Source organism: Enterococcus faecium (genome assembly GCF_029023785.1).
GTDB lineage: Bacteria > Bacillota > Bacilli > Lactobacillales > Enterococcaceae > Enterococcus_B > Enterococcus_B faecium.
The window spans coordinates 1,928,404-1,953,710 of sequence record NZ_CP118955.1 but is presented as its reverse complement, the minus strand read 5'-3'; the positions used below and the strand labels follow the sequence as shown (position 1 = coordinate 1,953,710).

Below are 25,307 nucleotides of genomic sequence, written 5' to 3'. Positions count from 1 at the left end.
AGAAAAAAGAACTTGAGATAGCGACGCAGTTATCTTTAGAGTTATGTTACTGATAAATCAGGCAGAACTCAGAACTAATATCAAGTAAAGCTTTATGATCAAAAGCTTATTTGATATTGGATCTGAGTTCTTTTTTCTGGAAAGGAGAAACTAATGAAAGTTAAAAAGATTATCAATAACAATGTAGCTTTAATTGATCGGGGAGGAAATGAAGCAATTATCTATATGACAGGGATTGCTTTCAAAAAAAAAGTTGGCCAACGCATTAATGATTCCGAAATTGAAAAAACATATGTTTTAGATTCGAAAGACCGTTTAGAACATTTTAGCTATTTGTTATCGCATTCTGATGATAGACTGATCTCTATGATCAACGAGCTCGTTAGTTATGGAGAAAAGGAAATCGGTAAAAAAGCAAATGATTATCTTTATTTAGCTTTATTAGATCATCTCTCCTTTGCATTGAAACGCTCAGAAAAAGGACAATATCTTAGAAGTCCGCTCTTTTGGGAAGTTAAAAAGTTTTATCCAGTTTATTACAAAATCGGTTTGGAAGCTTTAAAAATGATGAAGAAATATTTTAATAATTCCTTTCCCACAGATGAAGCTGTTTCAATTGCCTTACACTTTGTTAATCTTCAAGAAAATCAGGTCAATTTTGATGAACAGATAGAAGATATGGAGACACTAAGAGACATGTTGAATATCATCAAATATCATTTTAGTTTATCTATTGACGAAGAGAGCATCAACTACATGAGGCTAGTGACACATTTACAGTATTTTATTGAACGATTAAGAAAAAAACAAGCATACGTTGAAAATGAATCTCAGTTATTTGAACAAGTAAAAAAACTATACCCTAAAGCATATACAGCTGTAGAAAAAATAGAAATATATGTAAAAGGAAAGTTCAACACCTATTTATCTCAAGATGAATACACTTATTTGATGATTCATGTTAATCGCGTAGCGGAAAGAGGCGACAATAATGGATAAGTATCATGATTTTAACAAACATATTATTGAACTTGTTGGAGGAAAAGAAAATATAGAGGCAGTAGTTCACTGTATGACACGGTTGCGTTTTACTCTTATCGATAAAACGAAAGCGCAAACAAATAAGCTTAAAAACTTAGACGGTGTGATTGATGTAGTTAGCAATAACGTTGCTTATCAAATCATCATAGGTACACATGTTAACGATGTATATAAAGAATTGATGACTCAATTAGAACTATCTCCCAAAACTACTTTAGAAGAGCAAAGTGGAAAAAAAAATCCAATAAAAGCAGCACTTGATGTCATATCTGAATCTATGACACCGATACTTGAACCTATTATTTGTGCTGGATTACTTGCTGCTGTTTTATCCATTGCTTCTTTAACTGGAATAATATCACCAGACAGTTCAACCTATCATATTTTTGATGCTTTGCGGTCTGCTGTATTTTATTTTCTACCTATTTTAATGGCTATGAGCTGCGCAAAACGATTAGGAGCAAGTCCTTATTTAGCAGTAGCACTTGCTGCTACTATACTTTCAAGTTCTATCAATGATGTGAAAGGACTGGAGTTATTTGGTATTGGATTACCTCAAATTACGTATTCTAATAGTTTTATCCCTATTTTACTAGCTATCTGGTTTATGGGGTACGTAACTAAAGTAGTTAAAAGAGTTATACCTAACACACTCCAATACTTTTTAACCCCTTTGTTAGTAATGTTAATTACTTTACCAGCAACGTTATTGATTTTTGGACCTTTAGGATTTTATATGGGAGAAGGAATCATTGGATTTTTTAATCTACTGATGAAATATGTAGGTAGTTGGTTTGTCATGATGTTATACTCTGCTCTTCAACCATTTATTATAATGTTGGGCGCAGGAAACTTTATCATGCCGGTTGTAGCTTCTCTAATTGCAGCAAATGGGTATGACCCTGCATTTATATCTTCATGTACAATCTCAGATATTGCTGTTGGGGGAGCAATGCTTGGGTATTTCTTAAGAACACGGAATTTAAAACAAAAACAATTATTTGGGACAGTAACACTTTCTGCAGTACTTGGTGTGACTGAACCTGCTATCTATGGTGTCTTTGTTAAATATCGTCGACCATTTGTTGCAGTAATGATTGGAGGAGGACTTGGTGGATTATTTGCTGGTTTGACTAGTGTTAAAGCTTATTCTGTTGCTTGGGGTTTATTTGGCCTCCCAGCGTATATAGGTGAAGGAGATTTCATGAACTTCTGGTTTATGTTAGCGGCAGTCGTGATTAGTTTTGCTGGATCAGCTGTAGCTGCTTATCTCTTAGGCGTCCCTGCACAAGAAGAGGATCAGGAGACAATCAACCATATAATAGCTGAAAAAGGGAAAGATAAAAATCTGCGCACTTCTTCATTGGGTAATGTAGTAGAAGGAGAAGTGATTTCTTTAAATGAAGTTAAAGATCAAGCTTTTTCAACAGGAGCTTTAGGAAAAGGGATTGCAATCAAACCAATAGATACACATCTTTATTCTCCAGTGGATGGGGAAATCACGGTAGTTTTTCCAACGAATCATGCAATAGGTATCCAATCACAAGATGGAATTGAAATACTAATCCATATTGGGATCGATACAGTAGAGTTAGAGGGGAAATATTTTAATTTAAATATAAAACAAGGAGATAAAATTCAAAGAGGACAACTCCTTGGAACAGTAGACTTTGATAAAATACAAGAAGCTGGTTATGATACGTCTACTATTGTAGTTGTCACGAATACCGATAGCTATTTAGACGTCATTCCTTCAAATTCAGAACAAGTAATAAAGACAGATAATCTACTAAACGTCATTTTATAGAAGGTGAAAAAATGAAATTGAAAAAGAATTTTTTATGGGGTGGAAGTATTGCTGCACATCAATGTGAAGGAGCCTGGCAGGAGGGAGGAAAAGGACCAGCTATCATGGATTATGTCAGACAAGGAAGCTATCAGGTCCCACGCCAAATCGATACAATAATTTCTTCTGAAGCTACGTATCCCTCACATATGGGTATTGATTTATATCATCAATACAAGTCAGATATTCGTCTGTTTAGTGAAATGGGATTTACAGCATTAAGAATATCAATAGATTGGTCTCGTATCTTTCCTAATGGAGATGATGAGCAGCCGAATCAAGAAGGAATTATGTATTATATAGATGTGGTGGATACGTTGTTGTCTTATGACATTGAGCCAATTGTAACATTATATCACTTCGAGATGCCAAAAAATTTAGTCCAAAAGTATGGTTCATGGACTAATCGAAAAGTAATTGAACTTTATTTGAAATTTTGTCAAACTATGTTTGAATCTTTAAAAGGAAAAGTCCACTATTGGGTTACATTTAATGAAATGAATCATATTGATCCTCAAACAGAAGCTACAGATATTTTTACGTATATTATCGCAGGTTTGAAGTATTCTGAACTCGAAAATAAATCGCAGACATTGGCTGAGATCGGATACAATATGACAGTGGCTAGTTGTTCGGCAATAGTTTTAGGAAAAAAAATAGATCCAGAAAACAAGATTGGTTGCGTATTTGGAATCGAACCTGTTTATCCAGTAGATTGCAATCCAACAAATGTGATGAATGCTTTTAAACAAATGGATCGAGATTTCTATCAAATAGATGCTATGTGCACAGGAAAGTTTCCAGACTATAAAATCAATGAATATGCAGACCAAGGAATAAAGTTGACCATAACAGAGAATGATAAATATATGTTCTCTAAAGGAACACTTGATTTTATTGGTATGAACTATTATGCATCATCTGTTGCGAAGTACGAAGGAGCAGCTGAAGAAAAGAGTGCCTTATTTGGCGGTCTTCAAAACCCGTATCTTGTGACTAGTAAATGGGGATGGACCATTGATCCGACGGGTTTACGGTATCTGCTGAATTACACTTATAGAAAATATGGACTCCCTATCATAATTACAGAAAATGGATTAGGTGCCATAGATGTTTTGACAGATGATAAAAACATACATGATGAATATCGCATCGAATACTTAAAACAGCATATTCAACAAATGAAGATTGCAATTGAAGAAGATCAGGTAGATTGCTTTGGGTATCTCACGTGGGCACCCATAGATTTAGTAAGTGCTACAACAGGCGAAATGAAAAAAAGATATGGGTTTATCTATGTAGACAAAGACGATGAAGGAAATGGAACCTTAGAAAGGTACAAAAAGGACTCTTTTTATTGGTACAAAGAAGTGATTGGTTCCAATGGAGATATTTTGTAATACCTGTTTAACATAGAAGGAGTTATAGTAGTTATATTCATATAACAAGTAGTTAGCTTAGAGTAATATTACTAAAGGACCAAAGTTCTATCTTAAAAAAATAACTATCTTTAATATATAAAATCAGCAAATCATAACCACCCTTTAAAAAAGAGGGGCAGGGTGTAGACAAAAGTATCAGTCTACACTCTGAGATGTAAGAAATATCATAAGATATTTCTTACATCTTTTTGTTTTGAGCAGGACTTTAGATAATTTTATTAATATATGCTAGCATGCTTTTGTAAGAAAAAGAAAGAGGGCGTATTAGTTATGTATCTTAAAATTACGGAACAAGCACAAGAAAGATTACAAAAATATATTGATGAAGGCGCAACAGTTATATTGGATTTAGATGATGGCGTTGGGGAATATTCTAAAATGGGTGTTTGCTCTTTAGATACTAGTTTTCGTTTACTTCTTCTTGATAAAGAACAGAGAAAAAATGATTATAAACTCCAATTAGATAGTGATATTGGGGATGTTTATATAAAAGATTATTCAAAAATGTACATGGATGAACATATGACCCTTTCTTTAGATCCACGTCTAGGTGTATTTACTCTTGAAAGCCCAAGTGGTTCTTTAGACAGTCATGTTCAATTAGTAGATCTACGACCAGAAAAATTCTCTGGAATAAAACAATAACTTTCTCTCTATTGTCCATAAAACTAGTCTCAATCAAGCTGTATTGAAAAAACAAGACAACATTCTTACCATGGTAAATAAAAAGACGACACATTTTGTCGTCTTTTTTTAAATTAACTATTTTCGATAAAAGATCGCATAGCTTGTGCCATTATTTCTGGCTTTTCTCTATTCAATTCATGTTTTCCGTTTTTAATAAAGAGTAGCCGGCCATTCGTTGAAAGTTTATATAAACGTTTTGCTGCTGGTTTATTCGCATGATCTTTGGTACCGCATAAAATCAATTTAGGAAGTCGTGATGTACGAAGCTGTTTTTTGCAGTCTAATGTTTCAAGTGAACGAAGTAGGGTAAGGGTTTGTTTTTTAGATAGACCTAATTTTTCAAATATCTTAGAAGGTACGCAGTAAAAATAAATATTCTGGAAAGTAAGCAATAAGCGATTAGGAGACTCAAATTGTGGAGCGACTAAAACAACCTTTTTTAAATATGGAGAAGGAGTTGCAAGATAGTTTAAAGCAATAACAGCGCCTAAAGATAATCCACATAAAATAAAAGGTTCCTTTATCTGATTCAATTGTACTTCGATGTATTTGGTTAAGTCGTCTAAAGTAGCAGTGTCTGTGCTGTTTAAATGATTGAACAATGAAAGACTTTTGCAAGAATAACTATTGGGTAGATAAGAGATTACATCTTTCCATGATTGTTCGTCTTGGCCTAGACCATGCAAAAAAACAATTTTCATATTGCTCTCCTTTTTATAGTTATCATATAGACTTTCTTTGTACTATTAAAATATAAACATTCATTTCTTACGTCATAAAATAAAAAAACAGCGCAGACACATTGTTAAACCAACATGTTGCACTGTTTAAGGAAGCCACTTGCCGGGCTTGAACCGGCGACCTCTTCCTTACCATGGAAGCGCTCTACCAGCTGAGCTAAAGCGGCATTATCATTAATACAAATAATAGGATAACGAATATTAATGTATTTGTCAACAGAATTTTTTCGAAAAAATGTGTTTCTCTAATAGGAAAACAGATTTTAGAAAAAATAAAAATAACAAAAAATGCGAACGGTTTCTTTGATAATATAATAAAAAAATTCAAAAAAAGTATTGCGTTATTTAGAAGAAATTGATATTATATTCATGTACTTGATTCCGGCATAGCTCAGTTGGTAGTAGCGCATGACTGTTAATCATGATGTCGTAGGTTCGAGTCCTACTGCCGGAGTAAATAAAGCTTATGCAAAGAAAAAGAAATCCAATCACTTGGGTTTCTTTTTCTTTTATTATTATGATGAATCAAGCTTTCTGTTTTTGTCACGTATGTTGTAATCTTTACGAAAGAGTAGAGTTGGCTACTCATAATCAACCATACTTCCCATCATCGCTAAATACGAAATAAATCAGCATTCCTACACCAATCAAAGCACAAGCTGCACCAAGAAAAGGGATGACATTCCCAAAGTTATCTGTATTCATAAGTATGCCACCACCCACAAACAAAAAGCCGCCAGCAATCAGGTTTTTCATTTTATTCATCTCCTTTCTTACGTTATAGTATTTCCTTCTTTCAATGAGTATTTTGAAAGCTATCTTATTGTATGATGTTCTTCTAGGCCTCTTCTTTATTATACAGGCCATTTTCGTTATCTCATAGAAATATTCCTTTTTATCTGAAAACTATTGTATACCGTATGACATTTTTCTTCATGAAGTTGTAAGTATATTCTCATTCAAATGAAAATTTCATCATAGAAGAGATTGTATTTCTAAATTCTTAAGAGTAAAATACGAAGTATAACTTGGATTTGGAAGGATGATTGGATGAAAGCTATTACGCCTGATATGACAACAAAATTTAACAAACAGTTTCAAGCAAATATCAAACAGCAGGCATTGCAGCGGGCAGTTGTGAAGAACGGAATTACTGCTTCTGCTGAAAATGTTTCAGCACATGTGGAGAATACACCGGTATTTTCTATAGATTTGGCTACGGGGAAAGTGGCTAATCAAATGCAATCGGGGCGTTGCTGGATGTTTGCTGCACTGAACACATTCCGTCATAAGATGCTGAATCAATTCCATTTAAAAGAGTTTGAATTATCACAAAATTACACTTTTTTCTGGGATAAATATGAAAAGGCAAATTATTTCTATGAAAACATCATTGCAACAGGAAAAGAGGCAATCGATAGCCGGAAAGTAGCTTTCTTACTCGCTACTCCTCAACAAGATGGCGGCCAATGGGATATGATCGTTTCATTATTCCAAAAATATGGCGTTGTGCCTAAATCGGTGATGCCGGAAAGTGCGAATAGTTCAAATTCTCGAGATTTGAATAACTACTTGAACAAATTACTGCGTAAAGATGCAGTAGTGTTACGGAAAATGGTTGCTCAAGGAGAAACATTAGACGCTATTGAAGAAAAGAAAGAAGAAATGCTAGAAAGCATTTATAACTTCTTAGCTATCTCATTAGGAACACCTCCAAAAGAATTCGATTTTGAGTACCGCGATGAAGAAAAGAACTATCATCTTGACCGAGGACTGACACCACAAATTTTTTATGATAAATACATCGGTGTAAAATTAGATGATTATGTTAGCGTGATCAATGCACCAACAAAAGACAAACCATTCAATCGTTCTTATACAGTAGAGATGCTAGGAAATGTCGTTGGCGGGAAAGAAGTCAAATATCTGAATGTTGATATGGAAACTTTCAAAAAATTAGCGATTGCTCAGCTTGAAGAAGGAGAATCTGTTTGGTTTGGTTGTGATGTAGGTCAATCTTCTACTAGAACTAGTGGCATCATGGCCTTAGATGCTTATTCAATGGATGATCTATTTGATACGGATTTTACAATGACTAAAGCTGAACGTTTAGATTTTGGAGAAAGTCTGATGACCCATGCGATGGTATTGACCGGTGTTGACTTAGTAGACGGGCAATCAACAAAATGGAAAGTCGAAAATAGCTGGGGCGAAAAAGTTGGAAAGAATGGCTTCTTTGTTATGAGTGATGCCTGGATGGACGAATATACGTACCAAATCGTTGTAAGAAAAGATTTATTGACGAAAGAGCAATTAAATGCGTTCAATGAAGAACCAATTGTTCTATCTCCGTGGGATCCAATGGGTGCTTTAGCATAGACGAGTATTTCAATGAAGAGTATGTAGTAAAGATAAAAAGAGCTGGCTTAAGCCAGCTCTTTTTATCTTTAAAGTCCATTCCCTGTTTTTTATGGTCCCTGTGCTATAATTCTAAATAAAGGATAAGGATTGGAAATAATCCTTTTATCATTAAAAATATGATGACGAAGTAGAATAAAATTGGGAGTAGGGGGGAAAGTCATGGATATCCAAACTGTTTTATCTGATCTGAAATTAAATGGTAAAGTGATTCCAGTTGTTGGTGGCGATGTTAATCAGACCTATCGTATAAAAACCGAACATCGTGCTTATTTTTTAAAAATCCATCCGAATGTAAAAAAAGGATTTTTTGAAGCAGAAGTAGACGGATTAAAAGAACTGTCAGCATTCGTACGTGTACCGGATACGTATATGCTAGGTGAAACAAGTGAAGGCGCTTATTTGTTAATGGAATGGATCGAGCCGGGAAAAGGGGATCAACGAGATCTTGCTGCAGCTTTAGCTAATCTCCATCAGCAAACAGCGCCACAATTTGGTTTTCGTAAAGATAACTATTTGGGTACACTTGTTCAGAAAAATTCTTTTGAAGAAGATTGGTGGACTTTTTTCTTTAAAGATCGGCTTGAATCCCAGATTTCTTTGGCAGAAGAAACGAATCGATGGAATGTACAGCGTCAAGAAAAGTATCTGCGATTTAAAGAACGTGTATTGAAATCGGTTGAACCAAAAAAGATCACTCCACGCCTCTTGCACGGAGACCTGTGGAGTGGTAATGTGTTCTTTGACCAGCAAGGGCATCCAGTTTTTGTCGACCCAGCTGTTTCTTATGGGAATCGGGAACAAGATATTGCAATGAGCCAGTTATTCGGTGGTTTCCGACCGGAATTTTTAGATGCTTATCAAACTATATTTCCATTAGAAAAGGGATGGAAAGACCGACTGCCGATTTACCAGTTATATTATCTTTTGGCACATTTGAATATGTTTGGAGAAAGTTACGGTTCCCAAGTAGATCAATTACTAGAAAATTTTTAAGAGGAGGGCGTGTTTTTGGCAAAAAAATATACCAAAAAGCATGAAGTTTCATATTATGAGTGTGACATCAACCAAACGATGACATTTCCTTCGATGTTAGGAGTAGTTATCAAAACGTCTGAAGATCAAAGCGACCAGTTGGGAAGAGGCAGTGAATTCGTCAATAGCTTTGGACTTACTTGGGTCATCACGAATTATTCCATGGAGATTAATCGTCTCCCTAGAGTCGGTGAAGTAATCTCAGTAACGACTCAAGCCATGGAGTACAATAAGTTTTTCTGTTATCGGAACTTCTGGATCCATGATGAAGATGGGAAAGAATTAGTCAAAATAGAATCTGTTTTCGTATTGATGGATTTTGTGAATCGAAAAATGAGCAGTGTTAATGAAGAGATCATTGCTCCTTTTGAGAGTGAGAAGATCAAGAAAATCAAGCGTCAGGAAAAAATTGAAAAGATTGATTCGGGCTTCATGTTGCCATATCGTGTTCGTTTTTATGATATCGATAGTAATCAGCATGTTAATAATGCGATGTATTTTAATTGGATCATTGACGTATTAGGATATGACTTTTTGACTACGCATGTTCCAGAAAAAGTAATTATTCGATTTGATAAAGAAGTAGAGTACGGGAATGAGATCGAAAGCCATTTTGAACAAATCCCTATCGAAAATGGTGTCAAAACAAAACATGAAATCCGAATGCAAGAACAGCTGTATTGTGAAGCAAATATTATATGGAAAAATAAATAAAAAAGAGGTTGTGACAGAAGGGGGCAACTTCAAGAAATAAGAAGAAATTTACGAAAATTGTTTCTCAAATTTTTGTAAATTTTCGACTTAGTTTTCGAAGAAGCTATTTTTGTCACAGCCTCTCTTTTTAAGTTTAGCTATTAGATAATGATGTTTAGTTTTGGATAAACGAAATCAATTCTTCACCCGACAAACCATAGTTTACAGCAATCAATAGTTTTAAACGTGCTTTTTGACTATTAATACTGTTACAGAAAATAATCCCCATTTTTTCTAGTTCTTTTCCCCCGCCTTCATAATCATAAACAGGCTCTGCGATTCCATTGAAACAACGAGAAACAAGTACTACAGGGATTTTTTGGACAAGAAGCTTTTCCAAAGCAGCTAAGGCTTGTGGAGGGAGATTCCCCGCACCTAAAGCTTCGATTACCAAACCGTCTACTTTCGTATGGGCGATGGCTTCCAATAAGTCCCCTTGCATCCCAGCATATGCTTTAACGATCGGGATAGTCCCATCTACAGCGGAAATGTCCAGTCGCTTTGTTTCTAAAAGTTCCTGCAAGAATAAAATTCGATTCTTAGTTACTAAGCCGATGGGACCCAATGTAGGTGTTCGGAAAGTAGCAACATTTGTGGTATGGGTCTTTGTCACGTAGCGTGCAGAATGGATCTCATCGTTCATGACCACCAAAACCCCCTTATCTAGCGCTTCTTCACAACTTGCGACACGAATCGCACTTTCAAAATTATAAAGGCCGTCACTTCCAAGTTCATTACTTGAACGCATTGCCCCAGTCAAAACAATTGGTAATTTGTTGCCAATCGTTGTATCAAGAAAAAAAGCAGTTTCTTCTAATGTATCTGTACCGTGTGTGATCACCACTCCGGATATACCTGATGCATAAGCGGACAAGATACGTTCTTTTAATACCAACATGTGAGAAGGCATGATGTGTGGTGAGGGAAGATTGAAGATATCTTCAACTAATAATTCTACATGCTTGGGGATTGTGATTTCTGCATCTAATAATGGGTTTGCCACATCAGGACTAACACCGCCCGTGAGCATGTTTTCTTTCATGGCGATCGTTCCGCCGGTGTGTAGTACAAGTATTTTTTTCATTTTACAGACTTCCTTACGAATAATTTTGCATAGCCGTTAAATCTTATTGTATACTATATAAAAGAGTTTTGCTATCAGTGAAGAATAACGAATAGCCTAACTTATCATAAAAAAGCTGACCTTATTAAAATGGAAAAGACTCAACCTTGACCTCCTAATACAATGGAGTATCTGGTTGAGTTTCTTTTACAAGAAAGCAGCCAAGGAAATCAATCACGAAGGTGGCCGGAAATGATCAGAATCGGATTAACATCGTTTAAAGAACATGACAAATTAACTGGTAAAAAGAATAACACTCTTTATGAATATGCAGGGTTTCTACCCTTAGTGGAATTAGATACTGCCTATTATGGAATTCCCCGAAAGTCCTCAGTTGAGAATTGGATAAGTGAAGTACCTGAATCATTTCGCTTTGTAGTCAAAGTCTATCAAGGAATCAGCGGTCAAGGAGACTGGAAGCCTTATTATCAGACCGAAGAAGAGATGATTGCGCATTTTTTAGATGTTATGTCGCCAATGGTAGATGCTGGAAAGATGTTTTGCTTTTTAGTCCAATTCCCCTCATCATTCAAATGTACGAAAGAAAATGTCCAGTACTTGCGCAAACTTAGAAAGTGGTTTGAGGGTTATCCTGTTTCTATAGAATTGCGGGATTATTCTTGGTACAGCGATGAATTTCTTGAACGTACAAGAAACTTTATGTCTAGAGCCGCTTTTTCTTTAGCCATCATCGATGAGCCACAGTTGCTGAATACAACGATTCCTTTTGATCCATTTGTCACCAATCCGAACTTTGCTCTTTTTCGATTCCATGGTAGGAATGCGCAAGGATGGCAAGCAAATGATAAAGAGTGGCGTAAAAAAAGAACGTTATATCGTTATTCAGAAAAAGAACTGCAAGAACTAGCACATGAAGTCAAAGTAGTTGATTCTAAGACAAAAGAGGTAGGTGTGATTTTTAATAATAATTCTGGTGGTGATGCGGCTGAAAATGCATTAGCACTGCAAAAAATATTAAATATCAAGCCAGATGGACTCAATCCAACCCAAATGGATCTGTTTTAAGGGCTTATTTTATTCAAGAAAGGGGCGAAGTCTATGATCAAAGCTATTTTTTTTGATATTGACGGAACATTGGTCACCAATCGTTCAAAAGCGTTGGAATCAACAAAACAAGCAATTGAATATGCTCGGAAAAACGGCATTTTATGCGGTGTAGCAACGGGGCGCAGCCCAGTAAAGATCAAAGAAATCATTGATGAATTGGAATTAGATATGTATGTCGTGTATAATGGTCAACTGGTTTTTACTGCAGATCGCACGATTATCGACCACCCTTTTGAACAAAAAGTATTGGAACATATTGTTGAATTTGCAGATGAGAACCATCGACAAATCGTTTTTGGTGCGAGAAATCGGTTAGATGGATCAACGACGATGCTATTAGGACAATCGATTTTTATCAAGCGACTAGTCAGCTTTTTACCGCGTAAATTCCCGGTACGTCTGATGAAAAAAATCCTCCAGGTTTTTAGCCCTCACCGACAAAAGGATCGTTATGAAACGTTAGAGATATTAAAAGAACCAATTTATCAATGTATATTGCTCAGTCCGGAGTCAGAACAGAAAAAGTTAGAACATCGCTTTCCCGAGTGTACGTTTCAGCGTTCAAATACGTATACTGTAGATATCATCCCAAAAGGTGGTTCAAAATTACTAGGCATCCAAGCTTTCGCAAATGCTGTCGGAATTGAAATGGAAGAAATTATGGCATTCGGCGATCATTACAATGATATCGAGATGCTGAAAGGTGTAGGAATTGGAGTGGCCATGGGGAATGCTCAGATCGAAGTAAAACATGCTGCAGACTTTGTGACTCAATCAAATGAAGAAGATGGGATATACGAAGGACTGAAACACTTCGGTCTGATTTATTAGTCAATGAAAGAAGGAAAAAATCAGTATGGAAGCAGAGACACCTTTTCAAAAAGTAGAAACATTCCACAAAACTTTTGATCCAAGAAGACCAGAGATACCCACGGCTTTTACAGAAAATGAAGCTCATACACGTGCTGCGTTCAAAATAGAAGAACTTGTTGAATTTGTTGCAGCTACTTCACCTAATAAAGAACAACTGCATGAAGCTGTTATGCTGCTGCACGAAGCATTAGATAAAGCAGAAGAAAAAATACTTGGTAAAACACAGTGGGGAAGTGATCCGCTGGTTGAACAAGTAGATGCACTGACAGATATCCTTTACTTTACTTATGGTTCTTTTTCATTACTAGGAATAGTGCCTGATCGAATGTTCGAAATCGTCCATCAGGCAAATATGGGGAAATTATTTCCAGATGGAAAACCTCATTATGACCCTGTAACAAATAAAGTGTTGAAACCTGAAAACTGGCAGATGGAATATGCTCCAGAACCTAAAATCGCGGCAGAAATCCAACGTCAGATTCAAGAAGCGATTGCTAAGAAGAAATCCGCTGATATAGGCATGTGCACAAATGAAAAAGAGTGATCAGAGTTTCACTATTTTTGTTATCTTTATACGATGGAAAAACAAAAGATTTTCGTTTAAGTTAGTGAATGCATGAAAATAGTATGATATAATCTAGAATAGATGTCTTTTGCACGAGAGACGTATTATTTGGATTTATGCCAAGCAGAACGCCATCTGTTGCATAAAAGATGCATACTGAAAACGGAGGAACCATAAATGGGAAATAATGTTATCATCGGAATCGTCATTGCAATCATTATAGTCGCCATTGTCGTCTTTTTGGTTAGTTACTTGATGAAGAAAAAAAACCAAGATCGATTGGATGCCTTAGAAAAACGCAAGGAAGAATTATTTGACTTGCCAGTGATTGAAGAAGTCGATGATGTTAAAAAAATGCATCTGGTTGGGCAAAGCCAAAATACCTTTCGTGAATGGAGTCAAAAATGGAATGACATATCTACTTCCTCGTTCGCTGAACTAGAAAGTCAAATTTTCGAAGTGGAAAACCTCAATGAAAGTTTTCGGTTCTTAAAAGGAAAAAAAGCAGTTGTTGAAGCAGAAGCTACAATGGACCAAATGGAGAAACAAGTGACGGAAATCCGTGAAGGTCTAAAGGAATTGCGGGAAACGGAAGAACGCAACTCACTAGCTGTTCAGCAGGCACTTGACGTCTATGAAGAACTGAAAGAAAAAGTCAGAGAAGACGAGCATGAATACGGACCAGCTCTTTTTGAATTGCAAAAACAGATCAAAGTGATCGAAAAAGAATTTACGCAGTTTGTGACTTTAAACACTTCTGGAGACCCTGTTGAAGCCCGCGAGGTTTTGGATAAAGCAGAAAAACATACGTATGAAGTGGAAGCTCTGATGAAAAAAATTCCACCGCTGTATGAGGAGCTCCATACCACTTTCCCTGAACAACTTGAAGAAATCAGTGATACTTACGAGAAATTGATGGAAGAACAATATGTATTCCCAGAAGAAGATCTTGCTGAAGATATCGCAAAAGTAAGTCGAAGAATTGAAAATTCATTAGCCAATCTTGAAAAAACAGAAGTTGAAACGGTCGAATTTGAAAACCGTGAAACAGCTGATTTGATTGATTCGTTATATGATATCTTAGAACGGGAAATGGAAGCTCAGAGATATGTAAAAACTAACCAATCAACGATTGCAGAGTATATCAAACATACAACAAAGAATAACCGTCAATTATTGATTGAGCTGGATCACACATCTCAAAGCTATACATTGAACCACAATGAAATTGGCCGTGTACGAGGTTTCCAAACCGAAGTGGAAGAAATGGAACGTCAAAATGAACAGATGATTCCACAGATCCGTCAACACGAAATTCCTTATTCAGAAGTGCGCACGTTCTATAAAACAGTCTTCAAAGTCTTAGAAGATATCGAAAAGCAACAAGTAGAGATCGACGACTCATTACATGAATTGAGAAAAGGCGAAAAAGAAGCGCAAGAAAAGATCGATACATTCGAATTCAAATTGCGCAGTTTGAAACGTTTTGTAGAAAAACAACGTTTGCCTGGCTTGCCGAATGATTACCTAGAATTCTTTTTTGTTGCTACTGACCGTATTGAAGAACTAAGTGTTGTCTTGAATAAAATTCGAGTAAACATGGAAGAGGTCAATCGTTTAGTTGCTCTATGTGAAGAAGATCTAGAATTATTAGATAAGAAGACACATGATTTAGTAGATGCAGCAGCATTAACGGAGCAAATGCTCCAATATGCAAATCGTTATCGTCATACACACGAAGAAGTGAGAGAAGCAATTGATAAAAGCTACTATTTATTCAATAAAGAATATCACTATCAAGAAGCATTAGACGAAATCGGTACAGCATTAGAGCGAGTAGAACCTGGTGCTTTCAAACGCATCGAAGATTTTTATTTTAATCATCCAGACTTAGTATAAAGCAAAAAAGTTAGTAAACCAGCAAGAGCAAGACGGATTATTGTCTTGTTCTTGTCTTTTTTTGTATATTTGAAAATTGAAACAAGTGAAAATTTCACCTGCTCTTGAAAGCACCTTGGACAACCGTTATAATAGAAAAGAATTTCAAAAAAGAGGGGTTTCTTATGATATATTTTGATAACAGTGCAACAACCCCAATCTTTCCGCAAAGCTTAGATGCATATGTAAAAACCAGTCAGCGGATTATTGGGAATCCATCAAGCTTGCATGATTTAGGCAATCAAGCTAACCGGTTGTTGCAGCAAGCAAGAAAGCAGATCGCTGATTTGATCCATGTAGAACCAGAAGAAATCTATTTTACTTCAGGCGGAACAGAAGGAGATAACTGGGTATTAAAAGGAACGATGATCGAAAAAAGAGAATATGGGAATCATATGATCATTTCAGGAGTCGAACATCCGGCCGTCAGCGAGACAGCAGAACAATTAAAAGAATTAGGAATCGAAGTAAGTATCGCCCCAGTGGATAAACGCGGATTTGTACGTGTCGACGAATTGAAAGAATTAATAAGAAAAGAGACAGTATTAGTCTCTGTTATGGCTGTGAATAATGAAGTAGGATCGATTCAGCCCATCCAGGAAATCAGTGATCTTTTGGATGATTTTCCTAAAATTCATTTCCATGTAGATGCTGTTCAGGCGATTGGAAAAGTACCATTCTCGCAATGGTTGACAGAAAGAGTTGATTTTGCAACATTTTCAGCTCATAAATTCCATGGCCCACGGGGAACTGGTTTCATTTATTGGAAAAAGGGTCGTCGTTTAGCACCATTACTGACAGGTGGAGGGCAAGAAAGAAATCAGCGAAGTGGGACAGAAAATGTTCCAGGTATTGTGGCTATGGCTAAAGCTTTACGTTTATCATTAGAGATAAAGGAACAAAAACCTGAGCAGACACAACGCTTAAAAGTAGCTCTAATCAATGCGTTGAAGACGTATGAGAAAGTGACGATTTTTTCAGAAGGAACTGACTATGCACCGCATATTTTATGTTTTGCTCTAAAAGGAATTCGCGGCGAAGTTCTCGTCCATGCCTTAGAAGAAAAACAAATATTTGTTTCTACTACTAGTGCCTGCTCCTCACGTAAACATATGGCAAGCAGTACATTGCACGCAATGCATGTACCAAATGATCTGGCTACATCTGCTGTTCGAATCAGCTTAGATGAAAACAATTCGCTTGCAGAAGTCGAGCAATTTATGATTATTTTCAAGCAGCTTTATAAGAAATTTTCTGCAATCAATTAAAAGAGGAGTGTTCTTGTGAAATACAGTGAAATTATGGTCCGTTATGGGGAACTTTCGACAAAAGGAAAGAATCGAAAAAGCTTTATCATGCAACTAGCACAAAATGTCAGACAAGCTTTGAAAGACTTTCCAGAAATCAAAATCCATGCTGATCGGGACCGGATGCATCTTTTATTGAATGGCGCAGACGGGCAGCTAGTTATTCCAAAACTAGCAAAAATATTTGGGATCCAAAATTTCTCTCCAAGTATTCGTGTAGAAAAAGATGTCGAAGTTTTGAAACAAGCTGTTCAAGACATCATGAAAGAAATTTATACTGGGAAAGAAACATTTAAAATTATCGCTAAAAGAAGCGATCACCAATTTGAATTGACAAGTAATGAATTGAATCAAACATTAGGTAATGCTGTTTTTGATATTTTCCCGCATATCCAAGTTCAAATGCGTCAACCAGATATTCCATTACGTGTAGAGATTCGGCGTGATGGCGCTTATCTATCGTATGAAACGATCAAGGGAGCTGGAGGATTGCCCGTAGGAACAAGCGGAAAAGGAATGCTTATGCTTTCTGGGGGGATTGATTCTCCTGTAGCAGGGTACTTTGCCATGAAGCGGGGAGTGGAAATTGAAGCTGTTCATTTTGCTAGTCCGCCGTATACAAGTGAACAAGCACTGCAAAAAGCAAAAGATCTAACAGCCAAACTAGCACCTTATGTGGGAACGATCCATTTTATCGAAGTGCCATTTACCGAGATTCAAGAAGAAATCAAAAAGTCAGTGCCACAAGGATATTGGATGACAATTACTCGTCGAATGATGTTGCGTTTGACCGATGAAATTCGCCGTATTCGTCATGGTTTAGTCATTTTGAATGGTGAATCATTAGGTCAAGTGGCTTCACAAACTTTGCAAAGTATGGTGGCTATCAATGAAGTAACGAATACGCCAATCATTCGGCCTGTAGCGACAATGGATAAACTTGAAATCATTGAAGTAGCAGAACAGATCGATACATTTAATCTTTCTATCCAGCCTTTTGAAGATTGCTGTACGATTTTTGCTCCTCCACAGCCAAAAACACGCCCTCAACTGGAAAAGGTCCATCAATATGAAGAGCGTTTAGCAATAGATGAAATGATCCAACGAGCACTAGCTGGCTTGAAGATGGAAGAGATACAAGCAGAATCGTCTAATGAAAAAACTGAAGAATTTTCAGAATTGCTATAAGAGGTTATGAAAATAGTGTTTTGACCAGAGTATTAGAGAAACAAAACGAAAAAATAGCTCCATGTATTTTACCGTTTTTGAACTAATGTCGAAGATTAGCTGATTGAATACCATTTATCAAGAAGTTATGGAAAAGCCGGTTCTTTTTTACTAACTGAAAAATAAAATTTTATTTAGAGATCAAGCTACAGTTGATAAATGATATAAAAAAGAGAATTTCCCATGAAATAGCGAGGTTGTGACAGAAGTGGGCAGCTTCAAGAAATAAGAAGGAATTTACGAAAATTGCTTTTCAAATTTTTGTGAAATTTCGGCTTATTTTTCGAAGAAGTTACTTCTGGAACACCGTGTATCAGAGGTTGTGAAAAAGCTGCCCTGCATCAAGTAATAAGAACAGCCAAACAAAAATAGTTCCTCATATTTTACGTTTGGTTGAGCTTATTACCGCAGATGCAAGCTTTTGAACACCGTTTTATTTGTCTCACACCCTTTTCCTTCCTACTTGTAACCTTGCTCCCGTGTTAGAAACATGTTACACTAAATATGTGAAATTATTAACAAGGAGCGTCGTTATGCGAGAAAAAACAGATACACTGCCAAAAGCAACTGCGAAAAGATTACCTTTATATTTACGCTACTTGAAGATGCTGGATGACTCAGGTATAAGTAGAATCAAATCAAATGAGTTCAGCGAAATCACCCAAATTCCTTCTGCAACGATCCGCAGAGACTTCTCGCAATTAGGCGAGCTAGGCAGAAGCGGATATGGCTATGATGTCCCTTTTCTTATCGATGTATTCAATAATATCCTTAATACTAAAGAAGAAAAACGAATCGCATTAGTAGGATATGGAAATCTTGGCAAAGCATTGAAACACAACAATTTTAGAAGAAATGAAAATCTAAATATCGTGTGCGTCTTTGATAATGATCCAGCACTGATCAATCGAGTAATTGATGGAGAAATGATCTATCCGATTGATCGTTTCGCGGAGATAGCCAAAGCAAAAAATGTGACAGTAGCAATCTCTACGGTACCAAGTAAATATTCACAATCTGCTATTGATGAAATTGTCAAAGGAAATGTAACCGCTATACTTAATTTTGCGCCTGACAGAGTAACTGTCCCAGCTTATGTCAATGTTCAATACATTGATTTGACAACCGAGTTGCAGACGCTTATTTACTTTGATGAGAATTACTCAGAAGTTTTTTCTTAGGAAAATTTGAGTAGGCTTATTGATCTTGCGAGAACTCGTCGTAATTCTTTCAAAAATTTTTTAGTACTAAATGAAGTGGTTTTTTCACGACCACTTGTTGACTAAAAAAAAAAACCATTGTAGAATGAAGCATAACGCTGAACAAGAGGAGTAACTGGCACATTCATTCTTAGAGAGAGAACTATCTGCTGAAAGGTTCTCAATGACAACCAGTGAAGGTAGCTTGGGAGTTTCTGTCTTGAATGGAGTAGAGATAGACGAGTCGTGATCGTTAACTCACTTGAGAGGCAATAATGATTGATTATTGCAATTTAGGTGGTACCGCGTAAATCATACGTCCTAGAATACGAAAGTATTTTAGGACGTTTTTTAGTTTAAAGGAGGAAAACAGCATGACGGAAGAAAATAACCTATCAACAAAATATAATCCGCAAGAAGTTGAAGCTGGACGTTATCAGCATTGGTTAGAACAAGATTTGTTTAAACCGAGCGGAGATAAAAAAGCAAAACCTTATTCAATCGTAATCCCGCCCCCAAATGTTACTGGAAAACTTCATTTAGGGCATGCTTGGGATACGACCTTGCAAGATATGCTGATTCGTCAAAAGAGAATGCAAGGATATGATACTTTATGGCTGCCTGGTATGGACCATGCAGGAATCGCGACACAAGCAAAAGTAGAAGCGAAGCTTAGAGAGCAAGGGATTTCTCGTTATGATCTAGGTCGTGAAAAGTTCATCGATCAAGTGTGGGAATGGAAAGAAGAGTATGCGAGCCACATCCGCGAACAGTGGGCTAAAATGGGCTTATCTTTAGATTACAGTAGGGAACGTTTTACATTAGATGATGGATTATCTGAAGCAGTACGTAAAGTTTTTGTTACCTTATACGAAAAAGGTTTGATTTATCGTGGTGAATATATCATCAACTGGGATCCTCAAGCACGAACAGCTCTATCTGATATCGAAGTTATTCATAAAGATATCGAAGGCGCCTTTTATCATATGAGCTATGAACTAGCAGATGGATCAGGCGTAGTAGAAATTGCGACAACCCGTCCAGAAACGATGTTGGGAGATACGGCGATTGCTGTTCATCCAAAAGACGAGCGTTATCAAGCGCTCATCGGCAAAAAAGTGATTCTACCTTTAGTCAATAAACAAATCCCAATCATTGCAGATGAATATGTAGATATGGAATTCGGGACAGGTGTAGTAAAAATCACTCCAGCACATGATCCAAACGACTTTGAGGTAGGTAATCGTCATGATCTTCCACGCGTAAATGTTATGGATGATGATGGTACGATGAATGAACTAGCAGGAAAATATGCTGGAATGGAACGTTTTGCTGCTCGTAAAGCAATCGTGCAAGATCTGAAAGAAATCGGTCGATTGATTAAAATCGATACGATGATCCACAGTGTGGGTCATTCCGAGCGGACAGGTGTCGTTGTTGAACCTCGGCTGTCTACTCAATGGTTTGTAAAAATGGCGCCGTTAGCGAAAAAAGCCATTGATAACCAAGAAACAGATCAAGCAGTGGAATTCTTCCCTCCAAGATTCAATCAAACGTTTTTACGTTGGATGGAAAATGTCCATGATTGGGTAATCTCACGACAATTATGGTGGGGACATCAAATTCCTGCATGGTATCACAAAGAAACAGGTGAAATGTATGTAGGGATGGAAGCACCAGCGGATAGTGAAAACTGGGTACAAGATCCTGATGTTTTAGACACTTGGTTTAGTTCAGCTTTGTGGCCTTTCTCAACAATGGGCTGGCCAGATACGGAAAGCGAAGATTATAAGCGATACTTCCCTACTAGCACTTTAGTAACCGGTTATGACATCATTTTCTTCTGGGTAAGCAGAATGATTTTCCAAAGCTTGGAATTTACTGGCGAACGTCCATTTGAGAATGTCTTGATTCATGGATTGATTCGTGACGAACAAGGGCGGAAGATGAGTAAATCATTAGGTAATGGAATCGATCCGATGGAAGTAATCGAAAAGTATGGAGCAGATGCTCTCCGCTGGTTCTTATCGAATGGTTCTGCACCAGGACAAGATGTCCGCTTCAGCTATGAAAAAATGGATGCTTCTTGGAACTTTATCAACAAAATCTGGAATGCTTCACGTTTCGTTATCATGAATATCGAAGGAATGACCGTAGAAGAGATCGATTTATCTGGAGAAAAATCAGTGGCTGACCGGTGGATCCTTACTCGTTTGAATGAAACGATCGAACGAGTAACTGAGCTATTTGATCGTTTTGAATTTGGTGAAGCAGGTCGACAACTGTATAACTTTATCTGGGATGATTTTTGTGACTGGTACATCGAAATGAGTAAAGAAGTACTTTATGGAGATGATGCTGTTTCAAAACAAACCACCCGTAGCATCTTAGTCCATACACTTGATCAGATCCTACGTTTATTGCATCCAATCATGCCATTCGTTACAGAAGAAATATGGGAACATATTCCTCATCAGGGAAATTCTCTAGTAGTGGCAGAATATCCTGTTGTACGTCCAGAGTTTGATGATGAAACAGCTTCTAAAGGGATGGAAGTATTGAAAGAATTGATTCGAGCCGTTCGAAATATTCGTTCAGAAGTGAATACACCATTGTCTAAACCAATTACGTTGCTAATTAAAACAAACGATGCTAAAATCGATCAATTTTTAGTTGAAAATACAAGCTATATCGAACGCTTCTGTAATCCCGAAGAGTTGACAATATCAAGTGAGATCACTGCGCCAGATCTAGCGATGTCAGCTGTTCTGACAGGTGCAGAAATCTTCTTGCCGTTAGCAGGATTGATCAATATTGAAGAAGAAATCAAACGATTAGAAAAAGAACTGGAAAAGTGGACAAGCGAAGTAAAACGTGTCCAAGGAAAACTTTCTAATGAACGTTTTGTTTCTAACGCGCCGGAAGAAGTAGTAGAGGCAGAGCGTGCAAAAGAAAAAGATTATTTAGAGAAGCAAACGGCTGTCAAAGAACGAATCGAAAGTTTGCGTACTATTCAATAAGAATAGAAAAAGAGAGTGTTCAATCAGCTAGCTATTACTAAAAGCTAGCTGATTGAACATCGTTACAGGAAAGAGTTTGAGCCTCACTCTTAGCTTCGATTCATAAGGAGATGTGACATAAATTTTGTCGCATCTCTTTTTTAGTCTACTCTTATTATGTAGGAGAAGGAGGGAGGTGGATCATGTATCAAGAGTCAATAAAGTAGTTGATAAAATCGTTCCTCTCTCTGTTTCTTTTCTCTTTGTCATACTTTTATTTTTCTTATGTGTTCTATTTGTTATAATAAAAGAGAAATGGGGGAATTGTTGATGACGATTGAAGAAGCAATAGAATGGATCCATAGTCGATTACCATTTGGTTCACGTCCTGGCCTTGACCGAGTCGAAGCTTTATTAGAAGTGGTAGGGCATCCAGAGAGAAAAGTAAAAACGATCCATATCGCTGGAACAAACGGAAAAGGTTCTACTGTAGCTTATTTGAGAAGCCTATTAGAAGAGGCTGGGCTGACAGTAGGTACATTTACTTCACCTTATATCGAAACGTTCAATGAACGGATCGCAATCAATGGCAAAAGCATTCCAGACAATGATTTGATCCAGCTTGTAAAAAAATATCAGCCACTGATCAAACAACTTGATCAATTTGAAGCAGTAGCTGGTATTACTGAATTCGAGACATTAACAGCAATGGCATTTGATTATTTTTTGATGAAGAAAGTGGACGTAGCGATTATCGAAGTTGGCTTAGGCGGCTTATTGGATTCTACCAATGTAGCTGTACCAATGCTGACGGGAATAACAACGATTGGACTTGATCATACCGAAATACTTGGAGATACAATTGAAGAAATCGCTGCACAAAAAGCTGGAATCATCAAACAAGGCGTTCCAGTAGTAACAGGAAATATTGCCCCAGAAGCTTTTACTGTCATCCAACAAACAGCTAAAGCAAAAAATGCACCGCTTTATGTATACGGGGAAAATTATAAAATAAACTATCTGCATCCTGATGAGATGTGGGGAGAAGTATTTGAATTTTTTAATGAAATAGGAAAGATCCCTCAATTAACCACTCCGCTTTTAGGGCAACATCAAGCTGAAAATGCAGGAGTAGCCATCGAATTGTATTTTGTTTACTGTCAATTGGAAAAGCTGCCTTTCCGAGAAAAAGATGTTTTGAAGGGATTGAAGAAATCTCGATGGCCAGGAAGAATGGAGCGTTTGAGTAACGAGCCATTAGTTGTTTTAGATGGTGCCCATAATACGCATGCAATGAACCGGCTTGTTGAGAATTTGAAAAAAGAATTCAAAGGATATCAAATCAACATTTTGTTTTCCGCCTTACGAACTAAAAATGTTAGAGAAATGCTAGAACGATTGCAGCAAGTACCAAATGTCCATATTTATTTGACGACCTTTGAACATCCAAAAGCCATCGAATTAAGTGAAGTATCAGATTTAGCAAGTGAGAGAGTATCAATCGTTTCATTGTGGCAATTCGGATTAGCAGATATATTGGAAAAGATGACAAATGAAGACGTATTAGTTGTGACCGGTTCACTTTATTTCATTTCAGAAGTTCGCCATTTATTAATACAATTAGGAGGAGATCATGAAGTATAATGCAGTGATTTTTGACATGGATGGTTTGCTGTTCGACACAGAGTTAGTGTATTACGAAGCCACACAAGTAGTAGCAGACAAGATGGGTTTTCCTTATGATAAAGACCTGTATTTAAAATTCTTAGGTGTTTCAGATGAAGAAGTATGGGCGAATTATCATATGATTTTCTCGGAATTTGGCAAAACAAGTGTACAAAGATTCATAGATGATTCATACCAGGAAACGCTTGAACGTTTTTCGCAAGGAGCGGTACAAATGAAGCCCGGTGTGTTGGAACTCCTCTCTTTTTTAGAAGAACATCAGATTCCCAAAGTTGTCGCTTCCAGTAACCAACGAGCAGTCATTGAACTTTTATTGAAGAAGAACAATCTGTTTGAACGATTTGAGACGATTGTTTCTGCAGAAAATGTTCAACGAGCAAAACCAGACCCAGAAATTTTCTTGTTAGCTAATCAGAAGCTAGGTACAGCGAAGAAAGAAACATTGATTTTAGAAGATTCACAAAATGGTATTTTAGCAGCTTCTGCGGCTGAGATCCCGGTAGTCATGGTACCAGATCTGCTTCCACCATCCCAAGAATTGATCAAAAAAACAGCTGGGGTTGTTTCTTCTTTACATGAAATCCCTGCATTGTTAAAATAAAAATCCATCTCTTTTCGTATCTTATTTTAGATAAGATAGAAAGGAGATGTTTTTTTGGGAAAACGATTGATCAAAGAAGTACCTACTAGCTCTTTACCAAGGGAACGTATGGAAATTTATGGCGCGGAAGCTTTATCGGATCAGGAGCTTTTGGCAATCTTACTGCGTACCGGTCAACACCCTTATAGTGTGATGTCGATTGCTGGAAATCTGTTAAAAACGTTTGGAGGACTGGCCTCTTTACGACAGGCTACTTTGCATGAGTTAGAAGAGATTCGAGGGATAGGACGCGTGAAAGCAATCGAAATCAAAGCCTTGATCGAATTAGGTCGACGAATTCAGACGGATCATGAAAGAGCGGCTCCACCGGTTCGTACCAGCTACGAATTGGCCCAGCAATTGATTCTGGAAATGAAAGATCACAAACAAGAACATTTGGTTTGTATTTATTTGGACACGAAGAATCAAGTGATCTTAAAAAAAACAGTGTTCATCGGTTCGCTGAATCAGTCAGTCGCTCATCCTAGAGAAATTTTCCATTATGCTGTACGTTATTGTGCAGCAAGGATCGTTTTAGCGCATAATCATCCTTCTGGTAATGTTATTCCATCGCAGCAGGATATGAATTTTACCAAAAGGATACAAAAGTGTGGAGAAATGATGGGGATCACTGTACTGGACCACTTGATCATCGGACGCAAACGATATTTTAGTTTGAGAGAAGAAGGAATGATGGAAGAGAAGTAAGTTGCTTTCTTG

At 37.0% G+C, this 25,307-nt stretch carries 21 protein-coding genes, 2 tRNA genes and 1 other annotated feature; of the genes, 19 read left to right on the top strand and 4 right to left on the bottom strand.

Annotated features, from left to right (window positions below):
- Nucleotides 1–153: 153 nt before the first annotated feature.
- The 4 genes from PYW34_RS09540 to PYW34_RS09525 all read left to right on the top strand — a co-directional run bounded on the left by PYW34_RS09540 (nucleotide 154) and on the right by PYW34_RS09525 (nucleotide 4,974).
- Nucleotides 154–999: a PRD domain-containing protein gene (locus tag PYW34_RS09540; RefSeq protein WP_002334393.1), complete on the top strand. Its 846-nt coding sequence runs from the start codon at nucleotides 154–156 to the stop codon at nucleotides 997–999.
- Entirely contained in the window at nucleotides 992–2,848 is a 1,857-nt protein-coding gene (locus tag PYW34_RS09535) for a PTS beta-glucoside transporter subunit IIBCA (protein WP_002294087.1), read from the top strand. The genes PYW34_RS09540 and PYW34_RS09535 overlap by 8 nt, the downstream gene beginning before the upstream one ends.
- A gap of 11 nt (nucleotides 2,849–2,859) precedes the next feature.
- The gene (locus PYW34_RS09530) at nucleotides 2,860–4,287 is read left to right on the top strand and encodes a family 1 glycosylhydrolase (RefSeq protein WP_002294086.1); all 1,428 of its coding nucleotides are present in this window, start codon (nucleotides 2,860–2,862) and stop codon (nucleotides 4,285–4,287) included.
- Nucleotides 4,288–4,599: 312 nt separating this feature from the next.
- Entirely contained in the window at nucleotides 4,600–4,974 is a 375-nt protein-coding gene (locus PYW34_RS09525; RefSeq protein WP_002287966.1) for an iron-sulfur cluster biosynthesis family protein, read from the top strand.
- Nucleotides 4,975–5,087: 113 nt separating this feature from the next.
- Here the strand turns inward: PYW34_RS09525 and PYW34_RS09520 are convergent, their stop codons facing one another.
- Nucleotides 5,088–5,717, bottom strand: coding sequence for an alpha/beta fold hydrolase (locus tag PYW34_RS09520; protein WP_002287965.1), 630 nt, complete (start codon nucleotides 5,715–5,717; stop codon nucleotides 5,088–5,090).
- A 133-nt stretch (nucleotides 5,718–5,850) separates the two neighbouring features.
- A tRNA-Thr gene (locus PYW34_RS09515) sits at nucleotides 5,851–5,923 on the bottom strand.
- Between the two features lie 213 nt (nucleotides 5,924–6,136).
- Between PYW34_RS09515 and PYW34_RS09510 the strand changes: the two genes are divergently transcribed.
- Nucleotides 6,137–6,210 (top strand) — tRNA-Asn (locus tag PYW34_RS09510).
- A gap of 137 nt (nucleotides 6,211–6,347) precedes the next feature.
- On the opposite strand, the gene PYW34_RS09505 is transcribed toward PYW34_RS09510, so the two are convergent.
- On the bottom strand, nucleotides 6,348–6,512 hold the full coding sequence (locus PYW34_RS09505; RefSeq protein WP_002296289.1) for a hypothetical protein: 165 nt from the start codon (nucleotides 6,510–6,512) through the stop codon (nucleotides 6,348–6,350).
- A 294-nt stretch (nucleotides 6,513–6,806) separates the two neighbouring features.
- Here PYW34_RS09505 and PYW34_RS09500 point away from each other — a divergent pair, with 294 nt between their 5' ends.
- From PYW34_RS09500 to PYW34_RS09490, 3 genes are all read left to right on the top strand, one after another.
- Nucleotides 6,807–8,135: a C1 family peptidase gene (locus tag PYW34_RS09500; protein ID WP_002294080.1), complete on the top strand. Its 1,329-nt coding sequence runs from the start codon at nucleotides 6,807–6,809 to the stop codon at nucleotides 8,133–8,135.
- Between the two features lie 201 nt (nucleotides 8,136–8,336).
- Nucleotides 8,337–9,170, top strand: a complete 834-nt coding sequence (locus tag PYW34_RS09495; protein ID WP_002287963.1) for a fructosamine kinase family protein — start codon at nucleotides 8,337–8,339, stop codon at nucleotides 9,168–9,170.
- Nucleotides 9,171–9,185: 15 nt separating this feature from the next.
- The gene (locus PYW34_RS09490; RefSeq protein WP_002287962.1) at nucleotides 9,186–9,923 is read left to right on the top strand and encodes an acyl-ACP thioesterase domain-containing protein; all 738 of its coding nucleotides are present in this window, start codon (nucleotides 9,186–9,188) and stop codon (nucleotides 9,921–9,923) included.
- Nucleotides 9,924–10,077: 154 nt separating this feature from the next.
- On the opposite strand, the gene PYW34_RS09485 is transcribed toward PYW34_RS09490, so the two are convergent.
- Nucleotides 10,078–11,046, bottom strand: coding sequence for an asparaginase (locus tag PYW34_RS09485; RefSeq protein WP_002287961.1), 969 nt, complete (start codon nucleotides 11,044–11,046; stop codon nucleotides 10,078–10,080).
- A 231-nt stretch (nucleotides 11,047–11,277) separates the two neighbouring features.
- Between PYW34_RS09485 and PYW34_RS09480 the strand changes: the two genes are divergently transcribed.
- The 11 genes from PYW34_RS09480 to radC all read left to right on the top strand — a co-directional run bounded on the left by PYW34_RS09480 (nucleotide 11,278) and on the right by radC (nucleotide 25,295).
- Entirely contained in the window at nucleotides 11,278–12,111 is an 834-nt protein-coding gene (locus PYW34_RS09480; RefSeq protein ID WP_002287960.1) for a DUF72 domain-containing protein, read from the top strand.
- Nucleotides 12,112–12,144: 33 nt separating this feature from the next.
- Nucleotides 12,145–12,984, top strand: coding sequence for a Cof-type HAD-IIB family hydrolase (locus tag PYW34_RS09475; RefSeq protein ID WP_002294078.1), 840 nt, complete (start codon nucleotides 12,145–12,147; stop codon nucleotides 12,982–12,984).
- A gap of 25 nt (nucleotides 12,985–13,009) precedes the next feature.
- Complete coding sequence (locus PYW34_RS09470; RefSeq protein ID WP_002333272.1) at nucleotides 13,010–13,570, top strand: cof family protein; 561 nt, start codon at nucleotides 13,010–13,012, stop codon at nucleotides 13,568–13,570.
- 198 nt (nucleotides 13,571–13,768) lie between these two features.
- On the top strand, nucleotides 13,769–15,490 hold the full coding sequence (locus PYW34_RS09465; protein ID WP_002287957.1) for a septation ring formation regulator EzrA: 1,722 nt from the start codon (nucleotides 13,769–13,771) through the stop codon (nucleotides 15,488–15,490).
- Between the two features lie 164 nt (nucleotides 15,491–15,654).
- The gene (locus PYW34_RS09460) at nucleotides 15,655–16,797 is read left to right on the top strand and encodes a cysteine desulfurase family protein (protein WP_002294077.1); all 1,143 of its coding nucleotides are present in this window, start codon (nucleotides 15,655–15,657) and stop codon (nucleotides 16,795–16,797) included.
- Nucleotides 16,798–16,812: 15 nt separating this feature from the next.
- On the top strand, nucleotides 16,813–18,024 hold the full coding sequence (thiI, locus tag PYW34_RS09455) for a tRNA uracil 4-sulfurtransferase ThiI (RefSeq protein ID WP_002287955.1): 1,212 nt from the start codon (nucleotides 16,813–16,815) through the stop codon (nucleotides 18,022–18,024).
- Nucleotides 18,025–18,596: 572 nt separating this feature from the next.
- A complete protein-coding gene (locus tag PYW34_RS09450) occupies nucleotides 18,597–19,244 on the top strand; it encodes a redox-sensing transcriptional repressor Rex (RefSeq protein WP_002287954.1) in 648 nt (215 codons plus the stop codon).
- 128 nt (nucleotides 19,245–19,372) lie between these two features.
- Nucleotides 19,373–19,589 (top strand) — a binding site (T-box leader).
- Between the two features lie 47 nt (nucleotides 19,590–19,636).
- Nucleotides 19,637–22,282: a valine--tRNA ligase gene (locus tag PYW34_RS09445; protein ID WP_002294074.1), complete on the top strand. Its 2,646-nt coding sequence runs from the start codon at nucleotides 19,637–19,639 to the stop codon at nucleotides 22,280–22,282.
- A 309-nt stretch (nucleotides 22,283–22,591) separates the two neighbouring features.
- Complete coding sequence (locus PYW34_RS09440; protein ID WP_002294071.1) at nucleotides 22,592–23,905, top strand: bifunctional folylpolyglutamate synthase/dihydrofolate synthase; 1,314 nt, start codon at nucleotides 22,592–22,594, stop codon at nucleotides 23,903–23,905.
- Entirely contained in the window at nucleotides 23,895–24,548 is a 654-nt protein-coding gene (locus tag PYW34_RS09435; protein ID WP_002287951.1) for an HAD family hydrolase, read from the top strand. Before PYW34_RS09440 ends, PYW34_RS09435 begins: the two co-directional genes overlap by 11 nt.
- A gap of 54 nt (nucleotides 24,549–24,602) precedes the next feature.
- Nucleotides 24,603–25,295: a RadC family protein gene (gene radC, locus PYW34_RS09430; protein WP_002294069.1), complete on the top strand. Its 693-nt coding sequence runs from the start codon at nucleotides 24,603–24,605 to the stop codon at nucleotides 25,293–25,295.
- Nucleotides 25,296–25,307: the final 12 nt, after the last annotated feature.